The sequence below is a fragment of the Candidatus Litorirhabdus singularis genome, assembly GCF_026262625.1.
Classification (GTDB): Bacteria; Pseudomonadota; Gammaproteobacteria; order Pseudomonadales; family Halieaceae; genus Litorirhabdus; species Litorirhabdus singularis.
Map to the genome: position 1 here is coordinate 654,375 of NZ_SHNN01000001.1, position 16,029 is coordinate 670,403.

12 protein-coding genes are annotated in these 16,029 nt (G+C 54.9%); 5 read left to right on the plus strand and 7 right to left on the minus strand.

Going from position 1 to position 16,029, the window contains the following annotated elements; all coding sequences use genetic code 11:
• Window positions 1–2: 2 nt before the first annotated feature.
• Together EYC98_RS02905 and EYC98_RS02910 are read right to left on the minus strand one after the other, a co-directional pair.
• Window positions 3–2,285, minus strand: coding sequence for an ATP-dependent DNA helicase (locus EYC98_RS02905; RefSeq protein WP_279243806.1), 2,283 nt, complete (start codon window positions 2,283–2,285; stop codon window positions 3–5).
• Window positions 2,278–3,939 (minus strand): VRR-NUC domain-containing protein, encoded by a 1,662-nt coding sequence (locus EYC98_RS02910; RefSeq protein WP_279244875.1) that lies wholly within the window; start codon window positions 3,937–3,939, stop codon window positions 2,278–2,280. The genes EYC98_RS02905 and EYC98_RS02910 overlap by 8 nt, the downstream gene beginning before the upstream one ends.
• A gap of 196 nt (window positions 3,940–4,135) precedes the next feature.
• On the opposite strand from EYC98_RS02910, the gene nhaC reads away from it, so the two are divergent.
• Together nhaC and EYC98_RS02920 are read left to right on the plus strand one after the other, a co-directional pair.
• Entirely contained in the window at window positions 4,136–5,590 is a 1,455-nt protein-coding gene (gene nhaC, locus EYC98_RS02915; protein WP_279243807.1) for a Na+/H+ antiporter NhaC, read from the plus strand.
• Entirely contained in the window at window positions 5,587–6,045 is a 459-nt protein-coding gene (locus EYC98_RS02920; protein WP_279243808.1) for an acyl-CoA thioesterase, read from the plus strand. Before nhaC ends, EYC98_RS02920 begins: the two co-directional genes overlap by 4 nt.
• A gap of 4 nt (window positions 6,046–6,049) precedes the next feature.
• On the opposite strand, the gene epmA is transcribed toward EYC98_RS02920, so the two are convergent.
• Window positions 6,050–6,985 (minus strand): EF-P lysine aminoacylase EpmA, encoded by a 936-nt coding sequence (gene epmA, locus EYC98_RS02925; protein ID WP_279244876.1) that lies wholly within the window; start codon window positions 6,983–6,985, stop codon window positions 6,050–6,052.
• A 3-nt stretch (window positions 6,986–6,988) separates the two neighbouring features.
• Window positions 6,989–7,555, minus strand: coding sequence for an elongation factor P (efp, locus tag EYC98_RS02930; protein ID WP_279243809.1), 567 nt, complete (start codon window positions 7,553–7,555; stop codon window positions 6,989–6,991).
• Between the two features lie 286 nt (window positions 7,556–7,841).
• Here efp and EYC98_RS02935 point away from each other — a divergent pair, with 286 nt between their 5' ends.
• A complete protein-coding gene (locus EYC98_RS02935; RefSeq protein ID WP_279243810.1) occupies window positions 7,842–9,620 on the plus strand; it encodes a GTPase in 1,779 nt (592 codons plus the stop codon).
• A gap of 41 nt (window positions 9,621–9,661) precedes the next feature.
• Here the strand turns inward: EYC98_RS02935 and serB are convergent, their stop codons facing one another.
• Window positions 9,662–10,891: a phosphoserine phosphatase SerB gene (gene serB / locus EYC98_RS02940; protein WP_279243811.1), complete on the minus strand. Its 1,230-nt coding sequence runs from the start codon at window positions 10,889–10,891 to the stop codon at window positions 9,662–9,664.
• Window positions 10,892–10,964: 73 nt separating this feature from the next.
• Between serB and EYC98_RS02945 the strand changes: the two genes are divergently transcribed.
• A complete protein-coding gene (locus tag EYC98_RS02945) occupies window positions 10,965–12,206 on the plus strand; it encodes a hypothetical protein (RefSeq protein WP_279243812.1) in 1,242 nt (413 codons plus the stop codon).
• Here the strand turns inward: EYC98_RS02945 and parC are convergent.
• Window positions 12,203–14,473 (minus strand): DNA topoisomerase IV subunit A, encoded by a 2,271-nt coding sequence (parC, locus tag EYC98_RS02950; RefSeq protein ID WP_279243813.1) that lies wholly within the window; start codon window positions 14,471–14,473, stop codon window positions 12,203–12,205. The two genes, EYC98_RS02945 and parC, sit on opposite strands and share 4 nt — an antisense overlap.
• A gap of 89 nt (window positions 14,474–14,562) precedes the next feature.
• Complete coding sequence (locus EYC98_RS02955; RefSeq protein ID WP_279243814.1) at window positions 14,563–15,372, minus strand: cyclic nucleotide-binding domain-containing protein; 810 nt, start codon at window positions 15,370–15,372, stop codon at window positions 14,563–14,565.
• Between the two features lie 173 nt (window positions 15,373–15,545).
• Here EYC98_RS02955 and EYC98_RS02960 point away from each other — a divergent pair, with 173 nt between their 5' ends.
• Window positions 15,546–16,028, plus strand: coding sequence for an FKBP-type peptidyl-prolyl cis-trans isomerase (locus tag EYC98_RS02960; protein ID WP_279243815.1), 483 nt, complete (start codon window positions 15,546–15,548; stop codon window positions 16,026–16,028).
• The last annotated feature ends 1 nt before the right edge of the window (window position 16,029 follow it).

Below are 16,029 nucleotides of genomic sequence, written 5' to 3' on the forward strand. Positions count from 1 at the left end.
CCTCAATCCAACTCGTAATCCCACCAGGGAGGCAGCAACCGCCTGTAAGCTGGCTGACGGTAGCGACTGTCGATGAGCAGTGCCTGACCTTGATCGTTAGAAGTACGAATTACCCGGCCCAAGGCCTGACTGACCTTTTGCATACCAGGATACACAAACGCGTGCTCAAAACCGTCGCCCACGGTGGCCTGATAGTAATCCTGCAAGGTACGCGTATCCTGGTTTAGCTGGGGCATGCCAACACCAACCACCACCACGCTGCACAAGTCATCTCCCGGCAAATCGATACCTTCGCCAAACACCCCGCCCAGGATACAAAATGCTGCGATCGTCGACTCCTCACGTAAACGCCGCAACAGCTCATCGCGCACGGCATCGTCCTGCTCAGGCGATTGCACAATCACCTCACGTCTGGACAAGTGCGCATCCAGCAACATCAGCGTGGCATTCATATAGGCGTAGGATGGAAAGTACACAATACAATTCCCCGCTACGTCTCGTAACCACTGGGCAATAGTGTCCGCCAATCTCGGCAGGCTCTGCTCGCGTTGCTGATAACGGGTATCTATGCCGGTATTAATGCGCACCCGAAACTGCTGCTGGGTAAACGGTGAGGGCAATGCTTGATAGACCGCTGCAGTGTCGAAGCCAAGTGACTTGAGCAACCACATCGGCGGGTTCGCAGTGGCGGTAAACGCAGTGACCGAACACGGTCGCTGCTGCCGCTGGGCCAGCAGCCGCGATGGATCAAGACAATTAAGGCGCACACTAAGACTCTGCTTAGCGGCACTGCGCCGGCGCATTTCGAAACGAAAATCGGGTCCAAAGTTCTCCGCTACTCGCAGCCACTGCAGCGTATCGAAATAGAAATCACGCAGCTCTGCGCGACGTTGCAGCAGCTGCGGATCAGCACCCATCGCCTCTGCCACAGCCATTACCAGCCTTTGCAAACTGTTCAACAGCGGTGCAGGGATCTCATTGGCAGTGTCGAATTCTGACTCCTGCCAGGCCTGCTTTTGTAATTCCAGCAAAGCCCGGTTGCAATTATTAAGGGCCTTAACCACCGCAGTCGGAGCGTCCTTGCGCACCGCCAGCAGACGCTTCTTATGCAATTCCGCTGCGTACATATTACGCGCCCTGGCGGGTAGATTATGCGCTTCGTCGAGCACGATCGACCATTGCCGCGAGCCGTACTCGAGTGGCGCGCCCAGACCACCCAGCAAACTGTAAAAGTAGTGGATATCAGCAACGCAAAAGTCGGCCCAGGGCAATAGGTCGCTCGCCAGCTGATAGGGACAAACACTGTGCTCACGCGCCAGACCTTCGATACGATCGCGGGTCAATAACTGCGCATCGCCCACAGCAGCGCTACGCGCTGCAGGCAACCGGTCATAGTAGCCAGCGGCAAATTCGCAATCATCACCATGACAGGCCTTGCCCGGACTAAAACAGACTCGATCTTTGGCGGTCACCGATACAGCAATTAGTTGCAGGCCCTGCGCCTGCATCGATGCAAGCGTCTGCTCTGCGGCACGCCGGCCCACCGTTTTCGCCGTGACGAAAGCGACCACATCATGTTTGCCTCGTGCAATAGCTTTCAGCGCCGGGAAAATCACTGCCGCCGTCTTGCCAATACCGGTGGGCGCCTGCAACAACAGCTGCCCCTGTTGATCGACGCATTTATAGACCAACTCGGCCATCTCACGCTGGCCAGCGCGATATTCGGCATGGGGAAACTCTAGATCATTGATACTGGCGTCGCGCTGCTGGCGTGACTGATGCAACTGGCTCAACCAGACAGTATAGTCCGCCAGCGTTTGTTCCAGAAAGCCCAAGGCCGACTCACGGCTATGCTCTACTGTTATCAGAGTTTCTTCGTTAGTGTCGATATTAAAGTAACAAACCCGCACCTTTAGCTGCTGTCGCTGTGGCTCGGCCATGCAAATCAATCCGGCGTAAAGCAACGCCTGCGCAGCGTGCAACTGCTGCACCAGTAAGGGTATCTCAGCCACCGCAACGCGGCAGGTCTTGATCTCTTCAACGCAGCCAAGCAGTGCGTCGTAACCATCGGCACGGCCACTCACTCGGAGGCTGAATGCTTCGCCACTGAACACTTGCTCCACCGGGTGCTCAGCCTGGTAAGCACCAACGCGCCGCTGGTAGACCTGCTGATGCCCTTCAATACCTTCTATTGCAGTAGGCGAAGGGGTAAAGCGATAGTCTATATCTCCCTGCCGGTGGCAAAACTCTGCCAGCTCGCGCACCGCCACCCGATACTCATGCATCGTGCCAGCTCACCCATGCTACTTTCACCGGAATGTCCTGCTCGCTAAAGTAACGCAACCAGCGCTTTTGGTTTAACTGCAACTGGTCTCCCGGCCCCTTGACCTCGATCATGCAGTAGCCGTGTTCTGGGTCCAGTGCCAATAGATCAGGCAAACCACTGCGGTTGGCCTGAGGATCAAACAGTATCCGCCGCCACATGGCGATCAGATGAGTCACTGGAATGATTTGCGCGGCTGTCGCAATCATCTCACGCTCTATGCCGCGCCAACTCACCCATCTATTGCTGATGCCAAAATGTGCGTCGTAACTGGCTAGCAACACGGCGGCTAAATCTGCCTGCGCCAACTCGTCCAGGCGCGCGTCTATAGCGCTGCGTCGCGTGCGATAAAACGTTCCACTGTACATATCCAAGGGCGCCGACTGAAACGGATTTACGAAAGCCCCGGCCACTTCGGCAAATATCTGTTCCCATAAGGCCAGCCCAAACAGGGCATTCACCATTGAATTTTCAACATGGCCGACCCATTGCCAGTGTTGACGATAATGGGCCGCCGCCGCTTCCTCAACGCGCCGCTCAGTAGGCGCTAACACTAATCTTTCACTGATCGGTACGGGTGGCTTCAGCAACGTTACTGCGGCGCCATTCTTGCGCGCCAACTGCACCGACTTGCGCCGTTGGAAATCCATTTCGGCTTCACACCAGGGGTCCATCGCCATGCTATCGCAGAGCTCCAGTGCCTGCTCTAACTCACCCTGAGATTCCAGCAGGCGCACGCTGCGCTCTCGTGCCGGATGCATATGGCTGCCCGCATAGGCGCGCAAAGCGGCTGCGGGTTGCTGATAGCGCTCCAACTGCCGGCCCAGCCTATTGCGCAACTTATCCCAGCGTTGCTGCTGTGGGGTATGGCTGGAACGTGTCACTGGCAGCAGCGCGACCAAAGCTACCATAGCCTCAACATCATCCTGCTCCAGCAAGTTATAAAATTGTTCCCGTAGTACAGCAGCTTGCAGGTATTCATCTACCTGAGCCCTGCTCGCAAACAGGCGGTAGCGTCGGTCCAGGGCGTAGCTTTCATAGCTGGCAACCCCAAGATCACTGAGCACAAAGTCCGTCAGGCTCTGCCGGCGATTGCCAAAAAACAACAGCTGCAGCACCTCAACCACTGCTGGTCCATGCACCTCTATCACGGAGTGTGTATACCAGTCCTGCCAGCGCCGGTTGACCTCCTCGGAATCCAGCGCCAATTGCAGCAACTGCTCAGCCAACTCCGGCTTGCGCAGTTTACGGGCGTCAGGGGCCAGAATATCTGCAAACAGCTGCAGCAGTTCACCTTTCAAACAAAGCTCCAGCAATAACTCCAGTCCCGGGTCAGCGGTAAAACTGACCAGACCCCTGCTCGCCAATTGCTCCAGCGGAACGGTCAGATTCTCAGTCAACTCCGGATAATTCAGCTTTTCAGGACGAAACCAGGTGCCGCGCCTGGATGTCAGTCGCACAAAGAGCCCACGCGCAGCATCTTCACACGCGCGAAAATCTTGCAAAAACTGTAGCTCCTGCGCAGTCAGTAAATCACCATACTGCGCCTCTACGGTGTCGCAAAGGACCTCAAAATTGTGCAAATAGTAGAGCGGGTGAAGCTCTACCGGCGCCATGTCACTCACGTTAAAAACTCCGCCTGGCATCGCGCAGCTCACCCGACAGACAGGCCAGCAAGGCATGAAATAGAGAGGAAAATATCGGCGCGAGACTCATAGCGCACAAATTCTACTGTAGCGCCTGTTGCTGTACCATCACTGGAGACCGCCGATTGCCTCCGCTGACCAGGATTCCCATTATAAAAGGCATGTTATGCACAAACCACTGACCCTGACCACAGCGCTGGCGCCCCTGGTTTTACTAGTCAGTTTGCTGGCCTTGTCGGTATTGCTGTTTGGCGCGGATTCTTCCTACGGTGCCAATCAGGTAGCACTCCTGTTCAGCGCCGCGTTTACTGGCCTGGTGGGACTGCACCGTGGGCTCAGCTGGCGCGACATTGAGCAAGGTATACAGGACGCTATCAGCATGTGCGTTGCCCCACTGTTGATTCTTATGGCAGTCGGAATGCTGATCGGCGCCTGGATTTTGGCGGGGACCATACCGGCGCTGATTTATTACGGGGTAGAGATACTTAACCCGACCTATTTCTATGCCGCCAGCGCTCTTATTTGCGCCATTATCGCCACCAGTATCGGCTCTTCATGGACCGTCGCTGGGACCATGGGTATCGGCCTCATGGCGATTGCCGGCAGCTTCGGCCTGTCGCCAGCCATCGCTGCTGGCGCCATCATATCGGGGGCCTACTTCGGCGATAAGCTGTCTCCGCTTTCCGATACCACCAATCTGGCAGCCGCCGTAACGGGCGTTGACCTGTTCAGTCATATTCGCCACATGCTTTGGACCACGGTACCGAGTTTCGCTATCGCACTGATCATATTCAGCCTGATCGGCGGCGAAGCAGCCACTCCGCCCAGCGAGATCGCCGAGCTGCGCCAAAATATGACCGAGCAATTCAATCTTGGCCTGCATCTACTGCTGCCTCTGCTGATAATGCTAGGCTTGGCCTGGCGCAGAGTTGCGGCATTGCCTGCCATATTAATCAGCACCCTCATGGGAGTGTCATTTGCGCTGTTGTTTCAACCGCAGGCTGTCATGGCATTGGCCGGCGATGCACACGGGCTATCGACACCCCTGTTAAAACTCAAAGGCGTCTGGATCAGCCTGTTCAGCGGGTTCACCTCCAGCAGCTCCAGCCCCTTCCTTGACCAGCTGCTGTCCAAAGGTGGCATGGCCAGCATGCTCAATACCGTGTCCTTGATCATCTGCGCCATGGCAATGGGTGGCACCCTGCAACGCGTTGGCATTCTCGAATACCTGGTCAATGCTGCGCTCAAACGGGCACACAGCAAGGGCGCTCTGATTGCCACTACCGTCGCCACCTGCACCACCACCAACCTGATGACTGCCGATCAATTTATCGCCATATCTATACCGGGCACCATGTACCGAGCAGAATTTGATCGCCGCGGAATATCCCGGCTCGATCTGTCACGCACGCTGGAGGATTCTGCCACGCTGACCTCTGCTTTAGTGCCCTGGAATACCTGTGGAGCCTATATGGCGGCGACGCTAGGAGTGGCAACTCTAAGCTACGCGCCTTTCGCATTTTTTAACTACCTGTGCCCGCTAATCGCCATCATTTATGGCTATGCCGGCATAGGCCAAAAGTTGGCAGACACTGCCGGACCGCAAGGATCTAGAGCATGAGCACGATCAAATGGGATTTCGACAAACCCTTTACTCATCAATTCACAGTACAGCACGGCGACATAGACGGGCTCAAGCACACAAACAATACCGTCTATGTGAAGTGGTGCGAGCAGACCGCCTGGGCTCATTCAGTCTCTCTTGGGCTTGATCTCGACAGCTATCAAAGGCTGGACCGGGCTATGGTAATCGCACGCAGTGAATTCGACTATTTGGCGGCCAGCAAGCTCGGTGACAGCGTTACCGCCGCCACCTGGATCGTCAACTGGGACGGCAAACTCAGCATGCACCGACACTTTCAAATAGTCCGTGACAGCGATCAGAAAACCCTGTTGCGCAGTAAGGTCAAGTTCGTCTGCATTGCCTTGAGCAGCGGCCGACCCTGTCGCCTGCCAGAGGAGTTTCGCGACAGCTACGGCGCTGTTGTCCTAAATCCACCGCCCGGCCGCAGCTAATCAGTCAAGCCTGCGCCCACGGAAACGTCAGCACCTTATCAATATCATCCATTTCCAGTTGCAACATTAACAACCGATCAAGCCCCAGCGCTATTCCACTACAATCCGGTAAGCCTGCCTCCAGAGCCGCCAGCAGGCGCTGATCAATTGGCCGCTGAGCACTGCTTAAAGCCGGGTGCTGTAAATCTTTCTGGAAGCGTCGCAACAACTCTTCAGGATCGGCTAACTCGCAGTATGCGTTGGCCAACTCCAGACCGCCGCCGTAGACTTCAAAACGGTCACTGACGACGATGCCGTCGCGCTCGCAGAGCCGAGCCAGGGCACATTGGCTAGCAGGATAATCGTATACCACCAACAGCGTGGTGGCACTGAGCCGGGGTTCAATAACGTGTGTCATCAGCAAGCTCAGCCAGTCATCCCGGTCAGCGCTTACAAAGTTGGTTTCCACATGCAGCGCAGCCAGGTGCTGAAGTTGCTCCAGACTGGCTTGATGCGGCTCGACCCCCAAGTGATCAAGGAACAACTGACGATAGCTGATACGTTCCCAGCTCCAACCCGGCAACAGAGGGCGCAATAAATCCTCGACCTCTTGCATCAGGTCGGTGCTGGCAAAACCAGGCCGATACCACTCCAGCATGCTGAATTCAGGATTGTGACGCGAGCCTGCCTCTGCGCCACGAAAGGCTTTACATATTTGGAATATTGGCCCGCTGCCAGCGGCCAACAAGCGCTTCATCGCGTACTCTGGTGATGTCTGCAAATAGCGGCTGGCAGCAGTCAGCACCTGCACGCTGGGGTCAGTTACCGGCGCCGCACACAGCAGCGGTGTTTCTACCTCCAGCACCTCACGCTCGGCAAAAAACTGACGTACCGCAGACAGCAGTGCTGCCCGAGCACGCATAACATCGAGATCAGCGGTCGGTCGCCAATCCGGATCCATCAATCAGGCTTTTCCGCGCCCAACATACTCACCGGTGCGGGTATCGATGCGCACGATATCGTCAGTACTTAAAAAAAGCGGTACTTTGACAATCGCGCCAGTGACTAATGTAGCCGGCTTGCTGCCACCGCTGGCAGTATCACCCTTGAGACCGGGGTCTGTCTCAGCGATTGCCAGCTCAACAAAATTGGGCGCGGTGACGCTCAGGGGAGCGTCGTTATATAGCGTGACCTCACAGCGGTCCTGCTCTTTGAGCCATTTTGCGGTCTCACCAACAGCGGTCTCATCAGCCTGATACTGCTCGTAGGTCTCGGGTTCCATAAAGTGCCAGAATTCACCATCGGTATACAAATACTCCATGGTCCGATCCATCACATCAGCAGCCTCAAGCGAGTCCCCCGACTTAAATGTGCGCTCCCACACCCGTCCAGTGCGCAAGTTTTTCAACCTGACTCGAGCGAAAGCCTGGCCCTTGCCCGGCTTCACAAACTCATTTTCGACAATACTGCAGGGATCTCCCTCCAGCATTACTTTTAATCCGGATTTAAACTCGCCGGTGGATATGGCCATCTTGGTCTCTCGGTCGTCTTCAACAGGGCGCTATGATACCGCTTGTCCCGGGCAATGGCACTCATCGAAAAAAGTAGCCATCACTGCCAAACTTCTCAATTTTTATCCCGAACACCGGCAGCGAACAAAATCGTGAAAATTTGGGACACGCCACAAAACTGAGAAAAAGCATGATACAGTCGTCCTAATCGGTTGAATTTTAAGCTATAGTGAGTTCAATAACTTCTGTGAAAACCGATAAAAGTGTACTTCGAATAAAGAGACCGAATAACGAAGCGCGAGTACTATGAGTAATAGCGAACCCATTAAGTTACGTATCCCGCGGCAAGATCTTGCGGAATTCACCGTGTTCGGACTGACCGCTGAGCAGGCCGAACGTTGGGTCGAAACACTGCCTATTACCAATACAGTGCTGGTTACCCAGCAACTGCGTGATGCCATTGGCGAACTCAATCGTACCAACCTGCGCCCCGATTTGCGCTTTCAAATTCTTGAGACCTTACGCCCCACGGCCGACATGGTCTTGACCGCTATGCGCCACTACTATCTTAACCAACCGGTGCTGCTTCCTGAAGAACCGCGTAAGGCCAGTCGCCTGGCGCGCAGCCTGCTCGAGATTCTGGCCACCGGTTACACGATTAGCGCGATTCATACTATTCAGCAGCGCGAGTCACTGGCTGGCGTTAATCCGGCAAAACTGGTTTGCCAGGCAATACACCGGGCGATAACCACCGCCAGCATGAAGCTACTGCTGTCTTACCAACTTTACCAGCCGGTCGAACTCAACGCGTGGACAGAGCTGCATCAGCTTTACATGCTGTCGGAGCGCCAACAACTGACTAGCCAGATTGTCGGCGACAACCTGTTCGGTGATGGCAGCATTGCTGAGACTTATCTGCGCGGGCTGATGCTGGGCTGCTGCAAGCCCAATCAATTACGACAAAGAGACCTTTCAGGCGTATTCAAAGGCCTGCGTGACTGGGTCCGCCATACAGAATTACTCAACCCGGGTCAGGGCAATGGTTTGTTTCTGGTCGATTTGGCTAGCGACTACCCGCCAATATACAGCTCGCTATACAGCGATGTACCAGGGCCCAACTGTCGCCTGATCAATACTGACAGCCTGGTCAAGCATCTGGACAGCGTTAGTGAAGATGCTGGCGATCGCGCCATTGTATTCGACAAGGACAATGCGGTTTCCCCCAACGTACTCGATCACATCATCACCGCCTGGGGCGTGATGAGTAAGCGTAATTTCGCCAGAGCATCGGCACAAGACAAACTGTGGGTATCGGTTGGTCTGAGTAACACACACTATTATGTCTCCGGCGGTATCGATTTCGACGAAATGATTGCCGGAGCTACTGCGACACCTGCTGGCAACAATCCGTTTGACGACAGCAATCAGCCCCATGAGAAAGATGTGTGGGATAGTGCTTTCGCCAATGAAGATGATGAGGCCGAGGTCATTGATCTCAGTGATCTGGAATTTCATCTGCGTGAGGCAAAAATTCCTGCAGATACAGGTGAGCGTCACCCTGTATTCCCAGCACGCATGACCAACGTCAGCCCCGGCGGTTATTGCCTGGAATGGTCTGCCGAAATTCCCAGCCATGTCAAAACCGGTGATGTCATTTCCGTGCGCGAAGTCGACAACAGTGCCTGGAGCATTGCGGTGATTCGCTGGGTAAGTCAGGTGCGAGAAGACACTACCCTGCTTGGCGTCGAGCTGCTGAGCCCGCGAGCCGAACCTTGCGCAGCACGCATCCAACACAAAACAGGTGAAGACGGCGAGCTCATGCGAGCCCTGTTGTTACCCGAGATCAAGTTGGTTGGTCAGCCCTATACGCTGGTCACACCCCGCGCAGGCTTCAAAGAGCGCCAGAAGGTGACTCTGATTCGCAACGGCGAGGAATCCTACATCCAGCTGTTCAAAAAGGTAGCCTCAACAGCCGCTTACAATCAGTTTGAGTTCCGCTATATTCAGCATCTGGAAGAGGTCGCAATGCGCGATCGGGGCGACATCATTAACACCCAGTTCGAGTCTTTCTGGAACAATATCTAACCGACGCAAGTGGTCTGGCGCCAGCTCATCACGGCCCACCGTTACAACTTATCGCTCAAGTCTGACTGATGGCGATCGCTGATCCCCAGCAAGTATAAAATACCGTCCAGACCCAAGGTAGAAATTGAATGCCCCGCACTTTGTTTTACCAGCGGCTTGGCGCGAAAAGCGATACCAAGCCCGGCAATACTCAGCATGGGTAAATCATTGGCACCATCTCCCACACTGATCACCTGCTGCAGATCAATGCCTTCACGCTTGGCAATATCGCGCAGCAGCTCGGCCTTACGCTGGCCATCGACCACCTGCCCGGTAACCCGGCCGGTCACTTTGCCTTCAATAATTTCCAGTTCATTGGCATAAACATAGTCAATGCCAAACATTTGCTGCAAGCGTTCACCGAAGTAAGTAAAGCCGCCGGATAAAATGGCAGTGCGATAACCCAGTGATTTTAAAGTATCAATGAGTAGGCTGGCGCCTTCGGTTACCGGCAAGCGCGCTGCAACCTTGGCCAAAACTGATTCATCCAGACCTTTGAGCAATGCGACCCGGCGGCGGAAGCTCTCGGTAAAGTCTAACTCACCGCGCATCGCGGCTTCGGTAATGGCGGCGACCTCCTCACCAACGCCGGCTTCCTTGGCCAGTTCGTCAATCACCTCGGCCTCAATCAGGGTAGAGTCCATATCAAAGGCGACCAGGCGCCTGTTTCGCCGATACTTATTGTCTTCCTGAAACGCGATATCAATATCGAGTTCACTGGCAAGCTCCAACAGGTCCTGACGAAACTGTTGCGGACTATCGACATTCCCGCGCACCGAAAACTCCACACAGGCTTTGTCGAGCCGGGTCTCACTACCCAGCGGAATGCGCCCTGAAAGCCGATTGATGCTATCAATATTCAGCTCGGCAGCCGCAATGATAGATGTGATTCGGGAGATATGGCGCGCCGTGATCTTACGCGCCAGCAGAGTAACAATATAACGTGGGCGCCCCTGTCCGGACACCCATTGGCCGTAGCTGTCTTCGGTGATCGGGGTAAAGCGCACCTGCATACCTAACTCGTAGGTACGAAACAGTATGTCCTTAAGCACCGAAGAGTGTGACTGGGATTCCGGCATCTCCACCAAAACGCCCAGCGATAAGGTGTCATGAATTACCGCCTGCCCTATATCCAGCACATTGACATCAAAGCCGGCCAGGATATCGGTGACAGAAGCTGTCAATCCGGGTTTGTCTTCACCGGAGATATTTATCAGCAAAACTTCCTTCAAGGTATGACTCTCAGGGGGAAAGCGCCTATTCTACCTGTTGCCTAAGGCACAAACTACTTGGACATTAACTCAAATGGGTACACTTTTTGGCAACCTGGGCCTAACCCAGAGACTGGCTGTTATCAGCGGCGGCGCCTGCCTGCTGGTAGCGCTGTGCCTGACTGTGGTCGCCACCCTGTCGAGCCGCTATATCGTCGAGCAACAACAGGCCAGCCACGCCACTGAGTTAGCGAAAAAGCTGGCCGACCTCGCCGCCGGCGAACTGGCGGAAGGTAATTTGATCGGGCTGGAAGTGGTTTTGCAACGTCATTTAACACAGAATAATCTGGCTGGGATCAGCGTTTACGACATCGAGGGCCGCGAGATTGGCAACGCCGGCGTGAGACAATCCGGCGACGCGGTTTTTTATGAAGTGCCACTCTCGATAGACAAGGATCTCGCCGGCACCTTGCGAGTGGCGGTGCTACCAGGACAAGCGCTACGGGACCAGAAGAGCCTGGCACTGGGGCTCGTTCTGCTGGCGATTTTGCTGAGTCTGTTCGTCGCCGCTCTGAGCGCACAATGGGCGCAAAGGCCAGTGGCTCGATTGCGTAATGTGATTGATCAATTACAGACCGATCTGGCACTACCTGAAACCGGAGAGCCGATAGACGAGCTGACAGAACTTGAACTCAGTGTCGCACGACTGCCGATAGAACTGTTGCGCAGAGGTCAGGAACCAGACCCGGATGCTACCCACTTCGATAGCGCTGGGCTGCTCTATATCCGCTTGAACAGTCTGGAGAGTTATGTCGATACGCTCGATGAAACCTCGCTGCATCATCACACACTGGCGCAACAGCACTTGTTACAAAGCGTGGGCCAGATTTACGGCGGCGATCTTGATGTTAGTCGCCAATTTGGACTGTTAATGAGCTTTGGCGGTGAACATGCAGAGGGCGGCCCTATGCTGCGCGCTCTGTGCAGTGGCTGGCTGGTACAGCAACTCGCGCAGGCGCTGCAGCCGCGCTCCAATTTGCAACTAACGCTGTCGATGGCTTGCGCCAGCAGCGAAGCCGGACCAAGCAGTCGCAGCGACATCTATCCAGGACTTTACTACCAACATCTGGTCGATGAGTTGGCTGATATGACAGCGCACAGCAGCGATCAAATTCAGGTACACACTTCAGTTAACGCCGCGGACCTTGGCGATAACGTGGAAGTGGAAATCACCTCCGGAGGAGGTTATCTCAACGGATTTTCCGCGCCGGTGCTGGAACGTTTGCAACGTCAGCTGCAATTGCTGCTGCGCCAGCTAGAGCGGAACCAGCCTTAGCTCTCAGCGACAGGCTTGCGCTGTACTTCCACTGCATCCACTTTTTGAAAACCACGCGGCAGCTTGTTACCTCGCCGGCCCCGTTCGCCCATATAGTGCTCCAGCTCTGAAAACTTCAGATTAAGGTGGCGCTTGCCCGCGTAGATAACCAGACTGTCGACGTCTTTCATAACCTGTACCGACAACAGGAACTCCTCACGCGCGACTACTCTGGCGCCAGGTATGCTCAACATTTTGTTACCCTTGCCGCGGGCCAGTTGCGGTAAATCCGCCAGCGGAAATAGCAAGAGTCGACCCTCGTTGCTCACCGCCACCACATAAGAAGTGTCGACGTCAGTAATCGAAGCCGGCTGCAACACCTTGCTTCCCTTGGGCAAAGACAAAGCCACCTTACCCGCCCGGTTTTTGGTTTGCAGGTCTTGAATCTTGGCCACAAAACCATAGCCGGCATCACTGGCCAACAAATACAAGGTATCATCGACGCCGGTCATGATGCCCTCAAAGCTGGCACCCGACGGAGGATTGATGCGGCCGGTAACCGGTTCACCCTGACCACGGGCAGAGGGCAGATTATGTGTCGCCACGGTATAGGCGCGCCCGGTTGAGTCTAGAATCACTATCGGCATATTAGTGCGACCCGACACCGACATTTTGTAACTATCACCCGATTTGTAGCTAAGCGCCTCGGGGTCAATGTCATGCCCTTTGGCCGCTCGAATCCAGCCTTTATCTGACATCACCACCGTGATCGGATCAGTGGTCAACAGCTCCATCTCAGTGAAGGCGCGCGCTTCTTCGCGCTCAGCCAAGGGCGAACGACGTTCGTCACCAAACTCGTCAGCTACGGCAATCAACTCTTTCTTGATCAGGGTTTTCAAGCGTGCTTCAGAGCCCAGTGTTTTCTGCAACTGATCGCGCTCGGCGGCAAGTTCGTCCTGCTCACCACGAATACGGGTTTCTTCAAGCTTGGCCAGATTACGCAGTTTTAACTCGAGAATAGCTTCCGCTTGCACATCGCTGATTTGGAACCTCTCCATCAGCGCTGGCTTGGGCTTGTCCTCGGTACGAATAATGTGAATAACTTCATCGATATTCAGGAACGCTGCCAGATAACCATCGAGTATATGCAGGCGACGCATTACCTTTTCAAGTCTGTATTCAAGGCGCCTGCGCACGGTGGAGGTGCGGAATTTTAGCCATTCCTTGAGAATCCGATCCAGTCCGCGCACGCCCGGTTGCCCGTTAGTGCCAATCATATTCAGATTGACGCGGTAGGTGCGCTCCAGGTCAGTGCTGGCAAACAGGTGGCTCATCAGCGACTCTAGATCGACGCGGTTCGAGCGTGGAATAATGACCAGACGAGTCGGGTTTTCATGGTCAGATTCATCGCGTAAATCAGCAACCATTGGCAGCTTTTTCGCCTGCATCTGGGCCGCTATCTGCTCCAGTACCCGTGATCCCGATACCTGATGCGGCAACGCAGTTACCACAATATCTCCAGACTCAGCGCCCCACACCGCGCGCATGCGCAATCCACCGCGGCCACTCTCGTACATCGCGATAATATCTTCTCGCGGCGTGATGATCTCAGCATCGGTAGGAAAATCTGGTGCAATCACATGTTCGCACAGGTCGCGCACCGTGGACTTCGGCTGCTCCAACATGCGGATGGTAGCAGTGACGACCTCACGGAGGTTATGTGGAGGGATATCTGTGGCCATGCCCACGGCAATGCCGGTGGTGCCGTTCAGTAATATATTGGGTACCCGCGCCGGCAGTACTGAGGGCTCCTCTAAGGTGCCATCGAAATTCTGCACCCAGCCAACGGTGCCCTGACCCAGCTCTGATAACAGCACATCAGCATAGGCCGTAAGCCGGGACTCGGTATAACGCATTGCGGCAAAGGACTTAGGGTCATCCGGGGAACCCCAGTTGCCCTGACCGTCTACCAGTGGATACCGATAGCTGAAATTTTGCGCCATCAGCACCATAGCTTCATAAGCGGCGCTGTCGCCATGGGGATGAAACTTACCGATCACATCGCCGACGGTACGCGCCGACTTCTTGAATTTTGCTGAGGCCTTCAGGCCCAACTCACTCATGGCGTAAACGATCCGCCTTTGCACTGGCTTCAAGCCGTCGCCTATATTGGGCAGGGCGCGATCCAGAATGACATACATGGAATAATCCAGATACGCCTTCTCTGCATAGCTTTTCAACGATATCTGTTCGATACCGTCATCATCAATTTCTATGGTGTCTGTCATGCCGGGACTCGTAGGTACTAATAGCTACTAATTAGACGCACCTGCCGTAACCGCAGTCACAGTAGGCCGGGCGGGATTGCGCAACGCGCTCAGTTCATATAGCTGCCGCGCAGCCCCACCAGTTGTTCATTCAAATTGACGATAGAGTTCGCCATATCGACCAAAAGGTCGTGGATAGTGGCCGGATTGCTCTTGATGAGTTCGGCAAACTGATCTTTGGGTACTTTAACCACTGAGCAGCGACTCTTGGCAACAACCGTGGCGGTACGATCAGCATTGGTCAATACGGCCATTGCACCGAATATTTCACCCTCTTCAATGCCTCCAACCGTGACTCCGTCGACCACAACTTCAGCGGTACCCTCGGCCAGGTTGAACACGTAATCTGCCTTGTCACCCTGGCGGATCATCACATCGCCCGGGTTATATATCTCGTAGCCTGGCGTCGCAAAGCTGTCTTCCTCAGTCAGTGCCGCCGCCAGACGCACCTGCATGCCCGCGTGGGTGATCAACAGCCGTGTCCATAGCTTGGTGGCCGCTGGATCGTTGAAAATTCTGCGCATAAACTCGAGCGCAGAATAACCCAGCAGATTGGCGCCATTTTCACTGCCATAGGTGACCGAGACCTCGGGGTCATGCGTGCCCGCAACATCAGGCAAAATCAGATCGCCCTCATCTAGCAAGTATACGATCCGTGCGCGGTAGCGTGCACTCAGCGAGCCGGACTCAACAAAATACATCTTGTCCGCGTCCATACCCGACAATGCCGCATCATCCGTCGCATCAAGGGTGATCCGCTCAGGCGAAATATCGAGAATGTCGAGCAGGCCCGACACCAGCCGCTTATACTGCTGGTTGAGAATAAAGAAATCTTGCGCGAGTTCAGCGTTCGCCAACATCGGGCAACCCCTCATACCTATTATTAGTGTTCTGTCCAGCAACGTGGACCCTGACAGACATAGTAGCAAGTTATCGCCTCTGTGCGATATCCACGCCGGAAATAAATCCTAGTGCTACCAACCTTTCACTATTCCACGTACCATGCGGTTTTTCGGTAATTTTCACATATTCTATGCAAATCTCTGACCGCTGCGTGGTGAGCTTCCACTACACCCTAAAAAACTCTGACGGCGAGGCGATAGAAACCTCACAGGACGCCGACCCCAGTGCTTACCTGCACGGTGCTAATAACATCATTCGGGGGCTGGAACAGGCTATGGTGGGTCATGAGGCAGGCGATACCTTTAGCGTCGACCTCGAGCCAGCTACCGCCTACGGAAACCGCCAGCCAGATTTGCAGCAGCGGGTGCCGATCAAACACTTGGTATTCAAGGGCAAACTCAAGGCCGGCATGGTCGTGCAGCTGAATACCGACAAGGGCGCCCGCAGCGTTACCGTGGTCAAAGCCGGTCGCCATAGCGCCGATATAGACTCCAATCACCCGCTGGCGGGCCAGAGCCTGAGCTTCGACATAGAAATTGTCGAGGTTCGCGCCGCGTCCGAGGAAGAAGTCAGCCATGGTCATGCCCATGGCGTAGGCGGGCATCACCACTGAT